13 protein-coding genes are annotated in these 15,495 nt (G+C 67.3%); 2 read left to right on the top strand and 11 right to left on the bottom strand.

The window, feature by feature from the left end; translation table 11 throughout:
* Positions 1-24: 24 nt before the first annotated feature.
* The 8 genes from O3S82_RS16135 to O3S82_RS16170 all read right to left on the bottom strand — a co-directional run bounded on the left by O3S82_RS16135 (position 25) and on the right by O3S82_RS16170 (position 10,455).
* Positions 25-888 carry an alpha/beta fold hydrolase gene (locus O3S82_RS16135; RefSeq protein ID WP_269304187.1) on the bottom strand — a complete coding sequence of 288 codons (864 nt, stop codon included), beginning with the start codon at positions 886-888 and terminating at the stop codon, positions 25-27.
* Positions 885-1,553 carry a 2-phospho-L-lactate guanylyltransferase gene (cofC, locus tag O3S82_RS16140; protein WP_269304188.1) on the bottom strand — a complete coding sequence of 223 codons (669 nt, stop codon included), beginning with the start codon at positions 1,551-1,553 and terminating at the stop codon, positions 885-887. Before cofC ends, O3S82_RS16135 begins: the two co-directional genes overlap by 4 nt.
* The gene (locus tag O3S82_RS16145) at positions 1,550-4,135 is read right to left on the bottom strand and encodes a bifunctional FO biosynthesis protein CofGH (protein WP_269304190.1); all 2,586 of its coding nucleotides are present in this window, start codon (positions 4,133-4,135) and stop codon (positions 1,550-1,552) included. Before O3S82_RS16145 ends, cofC begins: the two co-directional genes overlap by 4 nt.
* 4 nt (positions 4,136-4,139) lie before the next feature.
* Positions 4,140-4,823, bottom strand: coding sequence for an NADPH-dependent F420 reductase (gene npdG / locus O3S82_RS16150; protein WP_269307075.1), 684 nt, complete (start codon positions 4,821-4,823; stop codon positions 4,140-4,142).
* A gap of 90 nt (positions 4,824-4,913) precedes the next feature.
* On the bottom strand, positions 4,914-6,857 hold the full coding sequence (locus O3S82_RS16155; RefSeq protein WP_269304193.1) for a flavin-containing monooxygenase: 1,944 nt from the start codon (positions 6,855-6,857) through the stop codon (positions 4,914-4,916).
* Between the two features lie 33 nt (positions 6,858-6,890).
* The gene (locus O3S82_RS16160) at positions 6,891-8,477 is read right to left on the bottom strand and encodes a class I adenylate-forming enzyme family protein (RefSeq protein WP_269304195.1); all 1,587 of its coding nucleotides are present in this window, start codon (positions 8,475-8,477) and stop codon (positions 6,891-6,893) included.
* The gene (locus tag O3S82_RS16165; protein ID WP_269304197.1) at positions 8,474-9,289 is read right to left on the bottom strand and encodes an enoyl-CoA hydratase/isomerase family protein; all 816 of its coding nucleotides are present in this window, start codon (positions 9,287-9,289) and stop codon (positions 8,474-8,476) included. The genes O3S82_RS16160 and O3S82_RS16165 overlap by 4 nt, the downstream gene beginning before the upstream one ends.
* Positions 9,290-9,291: 2 nt before the next feature.
* Positions 9,292-10,455, bottom strand: a complete 1,164-nt coding sequence (locus O3S82_RS16170) for an acetyl-CoA C-acyltransferase (protein ID WP_269304199.1) — start codon at positions 10,453-10,455, stop codon at positions 9,292-9,294.
* A gap of 105 nt (positions 10,456-10,560) precedes the next feature.
* Here O3S82_RS16170 and O3S82_RS16175 point away from each other — a divergent pair, with 105 nt between their 5' ends.
* Together O3S82_RS16175 and O3S82_RS16180 are read left to right on the top strand one after the other, a co-directional pair.
* Positions 10,561-12,126: an AMP-binding protein gene (locus O3S82_RS16175; protein WP_269304201.1), complete on the top strand. Its 1,566-nt coding sequence runs from the start codon at positions 10,561-10,563 to the stop codon at positions 12,124-12,126.
* 35 nt (positions 12,127-12,161) lie between these two features.
* Positions 12,162-13,088, top strand: a complete 927-nt coding sequence (locus O3S82_RS16180; RefSeq protein ID WP_269304203.1) for an SDR family NAD(P)-dependent oxidoreductase — start codon at positions 12,162-12,164, stop codon at positions 13,086-13,088.
* 47 nt (positions 13,089-13,135) lie between these two features.
* Here O3S82_RS16180 and O3S82_RS16185 read toward each other — a convergent pair whose 3' ends face one another.
* From O3S82_RS16185 to O3S82_RS16195, 3 genes are read right to left on the bottom strand one after another with little or no spacing between them, the layout of a single operon-like run.
* A complete protein-coding gene (locus O3S82_RS16185; RefSeq protein ID WP_269304205.1) occupies positions 13,136-13,906 on the bottom strand; it encodes an SDR family NAD(P)-dependent oxidoreductase in 771 nt (256 codons plus the stop codon).
* Positions 13,906-14,727 (bottom strand): SDR family NAD(P)-dependent oxidoreductase, encoded by an 822-nt coding sequence (locus O3S82_RS16190; protein WP_269304207.1) that lies wholly within the window; start codon positions 14,725-14,727, stop codon positions 13,906-13,908. Before O3S82_RS16190 ends, O3S82_RS16185 begins: the two co-directional genes overlap by 1 nt.
* Positions 14,724-15,473, bottom strand: coding sequence for an SDR family NAD(P)-dependent oxidoreductase (locus O3S82_RS16195; protein ID WP_269304209.1), 750 nt, complete (start codon positions 15,471-15,473; stop codon positions 14,724-14,726). Before O3S82_RS16195 ends, O3S82_RS16190 begins: the two co-directional genes overlap by 4 nt.
* Positions 15,474-15,495: the final 22 nt, after the last annotated feature.

Here is a 15,495-nt window from a genome sequence, read left to right on the forward strand (position 1 = left end):
CGGGACAGCGAGCTTCCGTTCGACTCAGAACCGCGCTGCGTCGTAGGCTGAGACGTGCTGACGCACGAGGTCGATCAGCGCCTCCGGCTGGTCGACCATCACGTGATGACCGGAGTCGGGCACCACGGCCACGGTGGCGTCAGGGCCGAGGATCTCCAGCTCGGCCTTGGAAAATGGGGTCCGAGCCGTGCCCCGCTCGGCCTGAAGAACGACGACACGACCCTGAACCCGCGCCAAGTCCAAGGCGTCCGACACAGGCCGGGCGAAGATGCCTGGGTCCAGCTTCCATCGCCAGCCCTCAGTCGCCAGCGTGATCGAGCGAGCCGCGATGTGCTCGACAATGTACGGCCGGTTCGCCGCATCGGGAGGGGTCGGGGTGAACCGCTCGAGAAGTTGGTTCCTATCGGTGTAGTGCACCACCGGCTTGGCGGTGATGCGTCTCATCCACAGCCACTCGCGTCGGGCGGCATCGGTGATGGCAGAGTCCACCACGATCGTGAGGGCCGGGACGACGTCACGGGTTGCCATGTCCAGGGCCACCAGCCCTCCCAGGCTGTGCCCCACCGCCACCGGGCTCACGAGGTTCGCATCGTCCGACGCGGCCAACACCTCGTCCGCCCATAGCCGAAGGTCGTAGGCGTCGCGGCGGCCACTGTCGCCGTGGCCCGAGAGGTCCACCGCGATGACACGTCGATCCGCCGCAAGTGCAGGAGCGATGTGGTCCCACCAGGAGGCGTTCGCGCCGCCGCCATGCACGAGGACGACGGGCGGACCGTCCCCATCGCCCCAGGCCCGGTAGGCGACGTGGCACCCATCGACCAGCACCTGTCGTTCCTCGGGCTCGGTGTTCAAGGCCTCGACGAACCACTCCGGGAGGCTCGTGGTCATTGGTCCGCCTTCGCTGGCTTCGCGGCTCGGGTCGAGATGTGGTCCTCCCACGCCGCCGTGCTCTTCGCACCAAGACCCAGTGCCCTCGCCTCGGCGAGGTGCGCGACCGTGTCGACGTCGCGCCGGACGCGCACATCGACCTCCAGGAGCTTCTCGTACCCGAGCCGAGAGTGCCGGTGGGCCGATCCGGCACCGAAGGCGGGCCGGAGCGCGACCGGTGTTGGCGCCATGAGCATCGTGGTCCCGTCACCCTCCGCGTCGGCAACGAAGGTCGGAGCCTCAACGTGGGCGCGGCCAAGGACGTCGGTCAGGACCGAGGTAGTCAGGCACGGCAGGTCTGCGGAGACGACGGCGAGCGGACTGTCCGCGCGCCGAGCCCGAGCCCAAGCGATCCCGATTCCTATCGCGGCGTTCTGACCCCCTCGGCTCAGGAGGGGTCGGTCCTCCAGGACCGTCCACCCGGCACGCGGAGCAACTCGGCTGCTGACGGCGGCGTCAGCGGTCACGAGGACGACGTCAGACACGAGAGCGCACTCGTGCACGGCGGCAAGCGTGTCAAGTGCGAAAGCCTCCGCCAGTGACTGGCGAAGCCTGACGGGGACCTGCAGACGCGACTTTCCGAGGCGGGGGGGCTTGAGTGGAACGACGACAGTCCAGCCAGTCATGGTGCTTCCTTCCTGGATGCGTGCCCCACGCGTGTCTCCTCGAGTCGGTCGTGGAGGGTGGTGCGTTGGACGGCGGGTCGGCCGGCGAGGTGGGCCATCGCGATGAGCTCGTCGACGTTCTTGCGTGAGCCGTTCGTGGAGCCGGCCATGCGGCTGATGGTCTCTTCCATGAGGGTGCCGCCGAGGTCGTCAACGCCACCGCGGAGGACTTCGGTGCAGACGTCCGGACCGAGCTTGACCCAAGAGCACTGGATGTGGTCGATCAGGCCATGCAGGCGGATGCGCGAGACGGCGTGAACCGCGCGGTTGTCGCGAACGGTAGGGCCGGGGCGCGCGACGCCGGCGAGGTAGATCGGACTCGACTGGTGCACGAACGGCAACGGCACGAACTCGGTGAAGCCTCCAGTCTGTTCTTGGATGCGGGCGATGACACCGAGATGGGTGGCCCAGTGGCCGGGATGGTCGACGTGTCCGTACATCATCGTTGCGGTCGTGGGCAGGCTGACGGAGTGTGCCGTGGTGATGACGTCGATCCACTGCGTGGTGGGGAGCTTGCCCTTGGTCAGGATCCAGCGAACCTCGTCGTCGAGAATCTCCGCCGCCGTGCCAGGCAGGGAGTCGACGCCCGATTCCTTCAACGAGAGGAGGAAGTCTCGCACCGAGAGGCCGGTGCGTGCGACGCCGTTCATGACCTCCATCGGGCTGAACGCGTGCACGTGCATGTCGGAGTCGGTCGCCTTGACCGTCTGCGCGATGCGTGCGTAGGTGTCGCCGGGCAGATCGGGGTCGATGCCGCCCTGAATGCAGACCTCGGTCGCGCCGGCCTGCCGCGCCTCGGCCACGCGCGTCGCGATCTCGTCGAACGACAGCGAATAGGCATCGGCGTCGGACTTGCGCTGGGCGAACGCGCAGAAGCGGCAGCCGGTGTAGCAGACGTTGGTGAAGTTGATGTTCCGGTTGACCACGTAGCCGATCGGCTCACCGACTGCGTCAACGCGCATCTGATCGGCAAGCTCACACACGACCTCCAGGGCCGGCCCTTCGGCACGTAGCAGGGTCTCGGTCTGAGCATGCGTGAGGGTCGTGGGTGCTGACTCCGCGACCTGAAGTGCAGCGGCGACATCGGTACCCAACGCCGCACCGAACAGTGCTGGTGCACCCTTGACCTTGTTGCGCAGGACGGACCAGTCCCCGTAGACCTCGTCGAAGTCACCGCGCCGGTCGCCCATACGGCCGGTTGTGTCGATGCTGCTGTGGAGGTCCGAGCGGCCGGTCGTCTCGAGGCCGCCGTCGGGTTCCTGCCACGGCATGCCCACCGGACTCACGTCGTCGGCCAGCAGGCCATCCGGGCCGCGCAGTGCGTCGACATGAGCTCGCAGACGAGGGTCGATCCAGGGGGATTTCAGCAGTTCGGGATGCGTCGTCAGACGTGGCCGTAGCTCGAAACCGCTCCCGCGACACAACTCTGTCAGCACGCGAAGGTCTGGCCACGGCCTCTCCGGGTTGACATGATCCGGCGTGACGGGACTGATGCCGCCGAAGTCGTCCACCCCCGCAGCCAGCAGTGCGCGGCACTCGTCCAGGTCGACCAGGTTCGGCGGCGCTTGGATGTGCATCGAAGGGCCCAGCACGACTCGCGCGGTCGCGACCGCGGCAAGGTACTCGTCCAGCCCGACGTCGTCGGCCGAGCGCATGGCGGTGTCGGGCTTCGCGCGGAAGTTCTGCACGATGACTTCCTGGATCGAACCGTGCTCACGATGTACACGGCGGATAGCGAACAGGCTCTCAGCACGTTCCGTCAGCGTCTCGCCGATGCCGACCAGGATCCCGGTCGTGAACGGCACACCTAGACGCCCGGCATTCTCCAACACTCGCAGGCGGACAGCCGGGTCCTTGTCGGGCGACCCGTAGTGCACCTGCCCCTTCTCCTCGAACAGGCGGCGGCTGGTGGTCTCGAGCATCATCCCCATCGATGGGGCGACCGGCTTGAGCCGGTTCATCTCCGCCCATGACATGACCCCCGGGTTGAGGTGGGGCAGTAGGCCGGTCTCCTCCAACACCCGGATCGCGAGCGCCCGGACGTACTCCAGCGTCGAGTCGTAGCCGGCCTCGGCGAGCCACTGCTTCGCCTCGGGCCAGCGGTCTTCGGGTCGGTCTCCCAGTGTGAACAGGGCCTCGGTGCATCCCTCAGCCGCACCTGCGCGGCAGATCTCCAGTACCTCGTCCACGCTCAGGAACATGGCCCGACCGTCAGCTGCGAGCTGATTCGGCGTAGCCACGAAAGTGCAGTAGTGACACCGGTCCCGACAAAGCCGCGTGATCGGCACGAATACCTTGGGGGAGAAGGTGACCGTGGCAGGTCGACCGAGCGCCTCGAGCCCGGCGTCGCGCACCCGACCTGCGACTGCGATCAAGCGGTCCAGGTGCTCACCGTTCGCCGCGAGCAGAGCCGTGACCTCACCGATGTCGAGGGTCTTTCCCGCCTCCGCCCGCACCACCGCTCGCCGCACCTGCGCCGCGGTCGGCATCGCCTCGAGGACCCGCTCGGCGGGGAACGAGGGGAAGGGCAGGGGAGTGCTCATGAGGCTACAGGCCGTGGCCGGTGATGCGGATGCCCGCGTGGGTCTTGTGGCGACGATTGATCGCGATCAGGTTCGCGGTGAGCTTCTCGACCTGTCCGGCATTTCCCAGGCGTCCGCCGAACAGCCCCCGCACGCCGGGGATCGCTTCGGCCAGGGCGATGACCAGGTCGGTGTCGGCACGCTCCTCGCCGACAACCAGCACGTCGGTGTCCACCTCTGTCTGCAACATGTCTGCCAGCACGACGGCAGACACATTGTGGAACGCGCCGATGATGCGTGATCCGGGGAGCACCGCCTGCGCCTGCTGCGCTGCCGAGCCCTCGGCCACGTCGAGCGGGAAGGGGCCGGTCTTGCCGAACCCGATCGGGTTCACGCAGTCGACCACGACCTTGCCCTCGAGCTCGGAGGCCAACAGGGCGAGCAGCTCGCTGTGACCCTCCCACGGGACGGCTGCGACCACCACGTCGGACCGCGCTGCGCACACGGCGTTGTCCGCGCCCGTCACCTGTGCGTCCGGCGTACCGAAATCGGCAAGCAGGTCCACGAGCTCTTTCGCCGCAGCCTCGGCCCGCGCCGCGTCACGCGAGCCCAGCACGACCGGGATGCCCGCGGCAGCCCACCTCAGCGCGAGGCCACGCCCCTGTGCACCCGTCCCACCCAGCACACCGACCGTCACACCTTCCAGCACCGACAACGCTGCAGCCTTTCTCTTCGAGTTCAGTGCTCGACCTGCTCTCATCACTCGCGGTGATGAGAGCAGGCGAGCCCACGATCATTGCTAGTGGGTTGAGAGCGCCGGGTTGGCGTCCACGGGGGCCTCGAAGTCGAATTCGTCGAAGTCGACCACGTTCGTCATGGCCCAGTAGTCGACGACGCGCCACGGCGAGTTCGTGACCACCCGTCCGGCCGCGTTGCGATACCACGTGTCCATGCCGCGGTGGCTCCAGATCATCTGGGCGTGCTCCGCGTCGATCTGGGCGTTGTAATCGTCGTGGACGTTCTGGCGCACCTCAACCGTGCCGCCGTGCCGCCGGGCCAACTCGGTGCAGAGCTGCGTGATGTAGCGTGCCTGACACTCTCCGGCGAACATGTAGCTGCCGCCGTGACCGAGGTTGATGTTCGGTCCGTACATGATGAACATGTTCGGGAAGTCCGGAGTCGTGATGCCGAAGTAGGCACGGGCGTCGTCGTCCCCCCAGCGCTCGCGGATGCTGACGCCTCCCCGACCGCGGATGTCGAGGGGGTACAACATCTTCTTCGCCTCGAACCCCGTGGCGTAGACGATGACGTCCAGGTCCACGGTCTCGCCGGTTCCCGTGACGACACCCTCGGGCGTGATCGACGCGACGCCGTCGGTGATGAGCTCGACGTCGGGCTTCTTCAGCGCCTTGTACCAACCGTTGTCCAGCAGCATGCGCTTCCCGAACGGGGGGTAGCTCGGCAACGACTTCTCCAGGAGGTCCGGCCGGTCCGCAAGCTCGCTTTCGATGTACCGGGTCAAGGCGCGGCGGTGGCCGTCGTTGATGGCGTTGATCGATCGCTCCGGGTGAGCCCACTCGGGATCGACGCGCAGTGACGGGTAGAGCCGATCGTTGATCAGCCAGAACAGACGCAGGCGGTACCAGAGCTGGTAGTTCGGGACGTGGTCCAGCAGCCAATTGACGCTGTCGGACACCGGGTCCGCGTAGTTGTCACTCGGGGCCACCCACTGCGGGGAGCGCTGGAAGACGGACAGATGCGCCACTGAGTCGGCGACCGCTGGGACGATCTGCATTGCACTGGCGCCTGCGCCGATCACTCCCAGCCGCAGACCCGACACATCGAACCCCTCCGGCCACTGAGCCGAGTGGAACTGTGTTCCGGCGAAGGTCTCCGCCCCGGGGATCGCAGGGACAGCCGGACGGTTGAGCTGCCCGACAGCCGTGACCAAGACGTGGAACTCGTGCTGCTCGGTCCGGCCATCGGCCGTGCGCACCTCGAGCCGCCACCGCTGGGCGGCTTCATCGAAGGTCGCTGCGACGACCTCGGTGTCGAACCGCACCAGGTCTCGGACGCCGGTGTCCTTTGCGACGTCCTGCATGTAGGCGAAGACCTCGTCGCGCTTCCCGAAGAAGGTCGACCATCGGCGCTGCTGGAAGGAGAAGCTGTAGACGTGGCTCGGCGTGTCGACGCCGCAGCCCGGGTACCGGTTCTCATACCAGGTGCCTCCGACGTCCGGGTTCTTCTCGAAGATGACGGGCGTGATCCCGGAGGCCCGCATCTCGACCGCGGCCGCGATGCCGGAGACACCGGCACCGATGATCGCGACGGAGAGCTCGCCGGCGCCCTCGACGACCTTGCGCGGTCGGCCGCCCTCGGCCATCGCGCGCATGTCCTCGGCGAACATCGGTCCGAACTCCTCGGGGACCTCCTCGCCCATGCAGATCGTGATCATCTCCACGAGCATCGAGGCGTCTGGTGTCGGGTGGGCCATGGGAGCGCCGTTGCTCCACTCCGTCAGGATGTCGAAGGCGGCGCTGCGGATCGTCTCCTGCACCTCGGTCGAGAACCCGCCCGCATCATTGTCGGCGATGCCACGCGTGCGCTGCGGCCGGAACGGCTCCTCAAGCCATTTCCGCTCGCCGCTGAGCTGGAACATGACCATCAAGAGGGTCGGAAGGTTGGCCTCAGCCAGTGCGGCACGCAGCTCCTGCTCGTTGAATCGGTGGGGCTTCAGGGTCATGAGTATTTCCTTCAAGGTCGGAGGGCAAAGCGTTCAGGAAGCGGCCATGGATGCGATGAACGCGTCGCGCAAGAGGAACTTTCGCACCTTGCCGCTGGCGGTCATCGGCATCTGCTCGACCACGACGATGTGGCGAGGCACCTTGAACGACGCCAAGTGGTCGCGCGCGAACGCTCGCAGCTCGTCGATCTCCAAGGCATGTCCGGGCAGGGCAGTGACGTGCGCCAGACCGACCTCCCCCAGCCGTTCGTCAGGTACTGGTTGGACCGCCGCGAAGGCGACGCCAGGGTGCCGCATCAAGACCGTCTCCACCTCGATGGGATCGACGTTCTCACCGCCCACCTTGAACATCTCCTTGATGCGGCCCACGAAACGGAGGTAGCCGAGCTCGTCGACCGTCATCGCGTCGCCGGTGCGGAACCACCCGTCTCCCATCGCCTCGGCCGTCACATCGGGCAGCTTGTAGTAGCCCTGCATGACGGGCGGACCCTTGACCCACAGCTCCCCGACGACTCCGTTCGGGACCGGGGCACCATGTGGGTCGACGACCTTCACGGTCGACTTGGGCAAGGTCCGTCCCACCGTGTCTGCGCGCAGCTCGATCGCGTCATCCATGTCCCCCAACGACGTCATCGAGGTCGTCTCGGTCATGCCGTACACGTTGATGGCCGGCGCCATCTGGTCCGAGACCATCCGGACGAGGTCGCCCGTGCCGGCGGCGATGCACAGTCGGATCGTGGCGAGGTCACGCTTGGCGTAGCTGGGGTGACGGATCTGGTCCAGGTAGTGCGGCGCGACCCCGTAGACGAGGGTCACCCTCTCGCGCTCCATCAGATCCAGCGAGGCTTCACCGTCGAAGACCTCCATGAGCACCAGCCGGGCGCCGCGCACCATGAACGTGATGGTGGCACCGAGCGCGAAGATGTGGAAAAGCGGCAGGTACATCACCGCGACATCGTCGGACCGGAGGCGGAGCCGATCGGCGACGTCCTCGAGGTTCCCGATCACGCGGTGTGAGTGCATGACGCCCTTGGGGAACCCGGTGGTGCCGGAGGTGTAGAGCATCAGCGCGATGTCGTCCGGGCTCATTGCCTCGGCACGAGCCTGCGACGCAGCGGCGCCAGCGTCCGGAGCCTCGATCAGGAAGTCCTCGATCGTGGTCGCCCCGTCAGTGCTGCCGCCGACAGTTAGGACGGCCCGCACGTCCACGTCAGGGTGGGCCGCAACGGCGACCGCCTCTCGTCCCAGTTCGCGACCGCGCAGCGATGCGGTGGCGATCAGGAGGACCGAGTCGGACTGTCCGACCACGAACGCCGCCTCGTCGACGGTGAAGCCCGTGTTGACCGGCACCACGACTGCGCCGGCGCGGATCAGCCCTAACTCGACCAAGATCCAGTCGAGGGTGTTGCTCATCCACATCGAGACGCGATCGCCAGGCCGTACGCCCCAGCCGATGAAGGCCCGGGCGCGTCGATCCGCCTCGAGCGCGAGCTCCGACCATGTCAGCCTCGTGTCTGCGTGCACGTACGCGACTTGGTCTGGCCAGAGGCGCGCGGCCCGTTGCAGGAGGCCGTCGATCGTCAGGCCGTCGACCGCGTGGTCGTGGGTCGCGGCCGTCATGCCGGCTGTCCAGTTCCGCGGGAGCCGCGGTCGGCAACCGCCGTCAGGTACGCCTGCGTCGCAGCCACGGCGTCGGGCTCGAGGACCGCACGCGCCAGGGTGACGGCCTCGTCGTCAACGCCGAGTGCCGTGCTGTGGTCCGCGAGCGCCAGGATACGGCGCAACGTCGCGGTCACAGCGAAGCTCGGGCGCGCCGCACTCATGTCGGCGAGCCGGCGCGCGTGCGTCATCACCTCGGCACTTGGCACCACGGCCGTGGCCAGTCCACGGCTGAGCGCCTCGTCGGCTCGCATGGACCGTCCCGTCAGGAGCAGGTCGCGTACGGCGGTTGGTCCGAGATCTCGGATCAACCGCTCCATAGCGCCCCAAGCCAGGGGTACGCCCATGGCGAGCTCCGGCACCGAGACCAGCGTGTCCTCGGCGAGCACGCGTAGGTCGCATGACACCAGGAGCGCCACGGCGCCCCCGACGGCCCGGCCGTGCACGGCAGCGATCGTAACGAGCTCAGGGGACTCAAGCGCTGCGCAAAGACGAGCCCCGAGACGCGCGTCGTCCACCACCGCGTCGCTCGATCGGCCGCCGGACCGGGCATCGTGACGAACTTCGTCGATATCGGCTCCAGCCGAGAACATGCGTCCCTCCCCGGTGAGGACCAGCGCACGGATCTCGGGAGTCTCGACACAGTGCTCGACCGTCTCGAGCAGTGCGGCGAGCACGCGGCGCGACAGACCGTTGAGGCGGTCCGGTCGAGCGAGCGTGATCGTCGCGACGGCGCCGTCGATCGCGACGCGGATGCCCGTGCTGGTCGTCATCGTCAGGACAGTCGCTCGATCATCATGGCGATGCCCATACCGCCACCGACGCACATGGTTTCGATGCCGATTTGCTTGTCGAGCGTCTGGAGGTCGTTGATCAGCGTCGTCATGATGCGTGCGCCGGTCATGCCGAACGGGTGGCCGAGCGCGATGGCTCCACCATGGGGATTGAGCTGGTCCTCGATCGAGATCCCGAGGTCGCGCGCGATCGGGACGACCTGCGCCGCGAAGGCCTCGTTGAGCTCGACGACGTCGACGTCGCTGATCGACATGCGGTGCCGCTCAAGCAGCTCGGTGATGGCCTTCACCGGGCCGAGGCCCATGATCTCTGGCGCGAGGCCGGTGACCGCAGAGCCGATGATGCGCGCGAGCGGCGTGATGCCCAGCTCCTTCGCCCGCACGTCCGACATCACGACGACCGCAGCGGCTCCGTCATTGAGCGGGCAGGAGTTGCCCGCCGTCACGATGCCGTCCTCCCGGAAGCTGGGACGAAGCGCTCCCAGTCCCTCCAGGGTGGTCTCGCGCGGGCTGTCGTCGCGGTCGACGACGGTTCCGTCGGCGAGCGTGACCGGAGTGATCTCGCGAGCGAAGAAGCCCGACTCGATCGCGGCGGCGGCACGCTGCTGCGAGAGGAGCGCGTATTCGTCGAGTTCGCGACGGGTGAGGCCCTTGAGCTTGGCGACGTTCTCCGCCGTCTCTCCCATCGGGATGTACATGTCGTTGATGTAGTCGTCCCGGTCGCGATCGACGAACCGCGGATTCATCGCTGACTCGTCGTAGAAGCCGTCCTTGTTTCGGCTGACCACTTCGGCGCCGGCAGCGACGAAGGCATGTCCTTCGCCGGTGGCGATTGCCTGGTGTGCCATGCGGATTGTCTGCAAGGACGAGCCGCAGCCTCGGTTGATGGTCGTGCCCGGCACGGTGTCCGGCAGGCCGCCGAGAGCAGCGGCGTTGCGACCCAGGTTCATGCCCTGCTCGCCGGAGTGGCTGCCCGCGCCCATCATCACGTCGACGATCTCCGCACGGTCCAGGCTCGGGACCTGGTTCAGAGCGGCGTCGATCATCGCTCCGGCAAGATCGTCGGCGCGGACCGACGTGAGCGATCCCTTGAAGGCGCGCCCGATCGGGCTGCGAGCGGTAGCGACGATAACGGCCTCAGGCATCGAATTCTCCTCGACAAGTCGGTGTGATGGCGCTTACATTATAATAGTGTTCAGAAATACGCAACTGCTTCGGTTGCGGACCGATCCAGAAAGTTCGAGGCCCCTATGTACGATCCGACGTCCCACGCGCAGAAGTGGCCGGACCGCCCGGCGATCATCATGGGCGGGACGGGGGAGGAGCTGACGTTCGCAGAGCTCGACGAACGCTCGAAGCGCCTCGCCCAGCTGTTCTGGTCCGAAGGCCTACGTCCGGGCGATCACGTCGCGATTCTGATGGAGAACAACATCAGGTACCTCGAGGCGTTCTGGGCGGCCTTCCGGTCCGGTCTCTATGTCACGACCGTCAACCGCTACCTCACGGCCGGCGAAGCGGGATACATCATCGACAACTGCGACGCACGCGTCCTGGTGACGTCGATCTACATGTCCGACGTCGCTTCCGCGATCCTCGACACGACGCCCAAGCTGCAGCGCCGTCTCATGGTCGACGGGACCATCCAAGGCTATGACGCCTACGAGGACGCCATCGCCGACCACCCCGCGGATGCCCTCGCCGAGGAGCCGCTCGGCCGCACGATGTTGTACAGCTCGGGTAGCACCGGCCAGCCGAAGGGCATCTGGCGCCCCCTGACCGGACGCACTGTGCAGGAAGGCAAGGCGACCTTGGTGCCGGTCTACCAGGAGTCCTACGACGTGGGGCCCGACACCGTGTACCTGTCGCCGGCGCCCATGTATCACTCGGCACCGCTGCTCTTCAGCACCGACTTCATGGCCCTCGGCGCCACCGTCGTCATGATGGAGAAGTTCGACGCCGAGCAGTCCTTGGCGCTGATCGAGAAGTACCGGGTGACGCACGCCCAGTTCGTCACCACGATGTTCAGCCGCATGCTCAAGCTGCCAGCCGAGGTCCGGGAGTCCTACGACCTGTCCAGCCTCACGCATGTCATTCACGGCGCCGCGCCCTGCCCGATCCCGGTCAAGCAGGCCATGATCGACTGGCTCGGCCCGTGCATCTACGAGTACTACGCAGGCACCGAGGACAACGGTGCCACTCTCATCGATTCCCACGAGTGGCTCGCCCACCCGGGCTCCGTCGGGAAGGCGGCATTCGGCTCTACGATCCGCATCTGCGACGCCGACGGCCGCGAGCTGCCCGCGGGGGAGGTCGGTCGGATCTACTTCGAGACCAGCGAGGCACAGGCCGGGTTCGAGTACTACGGCGAGCCGGGCAAGACCGCTGCAGCACACCACCCGGACCACTTCGAGTGGACCGCGCTCGGCGACCTTGGCCGACTCGATGAGGATGGTTACCTCTACCTGGCCGACCGCGAATCGTTCATGATCATCGCGGGCGGCGTGAACATCTACCCCCAGGAGATCGAGAATGTCCTGGCGCTGCACCCCGCTGTGCAGGACGCCGCGGTCTTCGGCGTGCCCAACGAGGACCTCGGTGAGGAGGTCAAGGCCATCGTGCAGCTCGTCGATCCTGCGGCAGATTCGGCGGACATGGCCACCGAGCTCCTGGCGTACTGCTCGGAGAACCTGGCCCGCTTCAAGGTGCCACGCTCGATCGAGTTCCTCGAGGACTTCCCGCGTTCCCCCACCGGAAAGCTGCTCAAGGCTCCCCTGCGCGATCAGTACTGGTCCGACCGCGACTCGCGGCTCGTCTGAGACACCCCATTCACAACCAGAGGAAAGGAAGACACATGAGCTTGGTGGAATTCGAGGGGCGCTCGGTCATCGTCACGGGCGGTGGCGGCGGCTTGGGTCGTGAGTACGCCTTGGCGCTGGCTCGCCACGGAGCCCGCGTCATGGTCAACGACCTGGGCGGGGACGTGCACGGCGGAGGGGCGGCTAGCAGCATGGCCGATCAGGTGGTCGACGAGATCCGCGCCGCGGGGGGCGACGCCGCCGCGTGCTACGACACCGTGGCCACCTCGGTCGGCGGTCGCGCGATCGTTGACGCGACGATGGACGCCTTCGGCCGGGTGGATGCGCTGATTCACAACGCTGGGATTCTCCGCGACAAGACCCTGCACAACCTGACCGAGGAGGACATCGACGCGGTGTTCGACGTCCACCTGAAGGGCGGCTTCAACGTCGCTGTGCCCGCCTTCGCCCGCATGAAGGAAGCGGGCTACGGCCGCATCGTGATGACGTCCTCCTCTTCGGGTTTGCTCGGCAACTTCGGGCAGGCGAACTACGGCGCCGCAAAGACCGGTCTCGTTGGCCTGGTCCACGTGGCCGCCATCGAGGGCGCACGTCATGGCATCCTGGCGAACGCCATCTCCCCCGGCGCGCGGACGCGGATGACCGAGGGACTTCTCGGGGAACTGGCCGACCTTCTCGACCCGGCCCAGGTAGCCGCCATGGCGGTCTATCTCGCGTCGCCCCAATGTACGCAGACGCACGAGATCTACTCCGCTGGCGGCGGGCGCTTCGCGCGGTACGCCATCGGGCTGAACCGCGGATGGTTCAGGACCAGTGATGTGGCGACGGCCGACGACGTGCTGCAGAACATCGACGCCATCCGCGACCTGGACACTCTTCAGGTGTTCGGCGACGGCATGGGGGAGCTGCAGATCCTCCAAGAGATGGCACGGGAGGCCGGCGCACTCCCCGACGCCCGTTGAATTCTCGGGGAGGCCCCAGCGGGGGCCTCCCCGGGAATTCCCGGCGCTCAGCCTGGGTGTCTGGCCGCGGTGGCCTGGACCCCGGCCGTCCAGCCCCCGTCGATCGCGATCTCGGCGCCCGTCACGTACGCCGCCGCATCGGAGACGAGGAAGCCGACGAGTTCTGCCACCTCCCACGGATGGCCCGGGCGGGAGACCGGCAGGAGCGAGATCATGGCCCGCTGCGCAGCCTCCGGCGCTGCTCGCCCCATGGAGGTGTCGATGAACCCCGGGTGGATGCTGTTGACACGGACCCCCCGCGCACCGAACTCTTGAGCCGCGGTCTTGGTCAGGCCTCTGACGCCCCACTTGCTCGCGGTGTAGGCGGCGTCGGGATGGTGGTCGAGTCCTGCGGCCGACGAGACATTGACGATGGATCCGCCGCCGGCGTCACCGAGCAGGGGACCCATGGTCTTCATCCCGAGCCAAACGCCCTTGAGGTTGACGTCCATCGTACGATCCCAGACGGGTTTCGTCGTGCCAGCGATGCGTTCTCCGCCCAGCACACCGGCGCTGTTGACGAGACCTCGAGGAACGCCGTCATGCTTGAGCACGGCTTGCCGGACAGCGTCCCATCCCTTGCTCGTCGAGACATCGGCGATCACCCGCGTCACACCGGGACCAGCGACCGGCTGATCGATCCGGTCGTGAGTGATGTCGGCTGCGACGACGGCGGCACCCCGTTCGGCCAGGAGCGCGGCGCACGCAGCTCCGATCCCCGACGCGGCGCCTGTGACGACGATGACGGATCGTTCCAGCGCCAACCGTTCGAAGACCATCAGGGATCCCCTTCACCTCGGGAAACGGCGAGCTCCAGTGCACGATTCGCTCCGGCCGCCAGGAACCCGCCGTCGACGGCCACCTCCGCGCCGGTCGTGAAGGAGGCTTCGCGCGAGGCAAGGTGCAACACCATGCCTACGATTTCGTCCGGGGTGCCGGGACGGCGGTTGGCGTTCATCCGGGAGTAGTGGTGGATCACGTCGAGGCCGAAGTGCGCGGTCATGGGTGTGATGATCACGCCCGGATGGACGGAATTGACCCGGATTCCGGCATCGGCGAGCTCCCGGGAGGCGGAACGCGTCAGTCCGCGCAGTGCCCACTTGCTGGCCGTGTAGGCCGCATGGTCGTAGCCGGTCATGCCCGCCATCGAGGAGACGTTGATGATCGCCCCTCCCCCGCTTCGTGCCATCAGGGGTGCCGCGGTGCGCATGCCGACGAGGGGACCCCAGACATTGACCGCCATGACGCGGTCCCAGCCCCTCTCGCCTTGGTCGACGACCCCCTTCGCGTCGCCGATGCCGGCGTTGTTGACCAGCACGTCGAGTCGTCCGAACCGCGCCGAGCACTCATCGACGGCATCGGTCCACTGGCCCTCGTCGGCCACGTCGAGCAGGACTGCGACAGCTTCGTGACCATGACGGCGGAGGTCCGCTGCGACCTCGCCCGCCTGGTCCGCGAGCACGTCCGCAACCATCACCGACGCGCCCTCGGCGGCGAACGCCCGCACCTCCGCCTCTCCCTGTCCGCCTGCGGCGCCTGTGACCAGGGCGACGCGGCCGGCGAACCGGCCCGGCCGCAATTCGCCCGACGAGGAGGTCACGACACCAAGTACGTGCCGCCGTCGACCGACAGCACCTGACCCGTCATGTATCGAGCGCCGTCCGAAAGCAGGTAGGCGAACGTCGGGGCCATCTCCTGCGCCTCCGCGAATCGGCCCAGGGCAATCCGCGACAGATAGGTCTTCGCGAAGCTCTCGTTCGTCATGATGGTCCGCGTCATCTCCGTCGCGGCCGATGGCGCCACGGTGTTGACGCGGATCCCGTACCTTCCGAGCTCCTTGGCAGCCGACTTCGTCATCGCGATGATCGCGCCCTTCGCTGCGGAGTAGTTGATCTGCCCGATCGTGCCACCGAGACCGGCCGATGAGGCGACGTTGACGATGACGCCCTCAGTCTCCGCCTTCACCATCCGCCGAGCCGCCTCACGAGTCCCGAGGAAGCTGCCTCGGGCGTGGACGGCCATGACAGAGTCGAAGTCCGCAACGTCCATTTTCAGCAGCATTGCGGGACTGGTGTTGCCGGCGTTGTTGATCCAGGCCGCAAGCCGACCCAACTCGGCTTCCGCCACGTCTGCCGTTCGCACGACGTCGTCCTCGCTCGCCACGTCCGCGCCGATCCCGACGGCCCGCAATCCCTCCGTAGTGAGCTCCGCCGCCACCTCTTCGGCGGCTGCGGCGTCGATGTCAGCGACGCACACCCCCCAGCCCTCACGGGCCAGGTGCTCGGCGATCGTCCGGCCGATGCCGGCGCCTGCTCCGGTGATGACGACATTCTTTTCCTGGTTCACGTTCTCTCCTTGGGTTGCGACG

The sequence above is a fragment of the Aeromicrobium sp. HA genome, from assembly GCF_027171405.1.
Taxonomy (GTDB): Bacteria; Actinomycetota; Actinomycetes; order Propionibacteriales; family Nocardioidaceae; genus Aeromicrobium; species Aeromicrobium tamlense.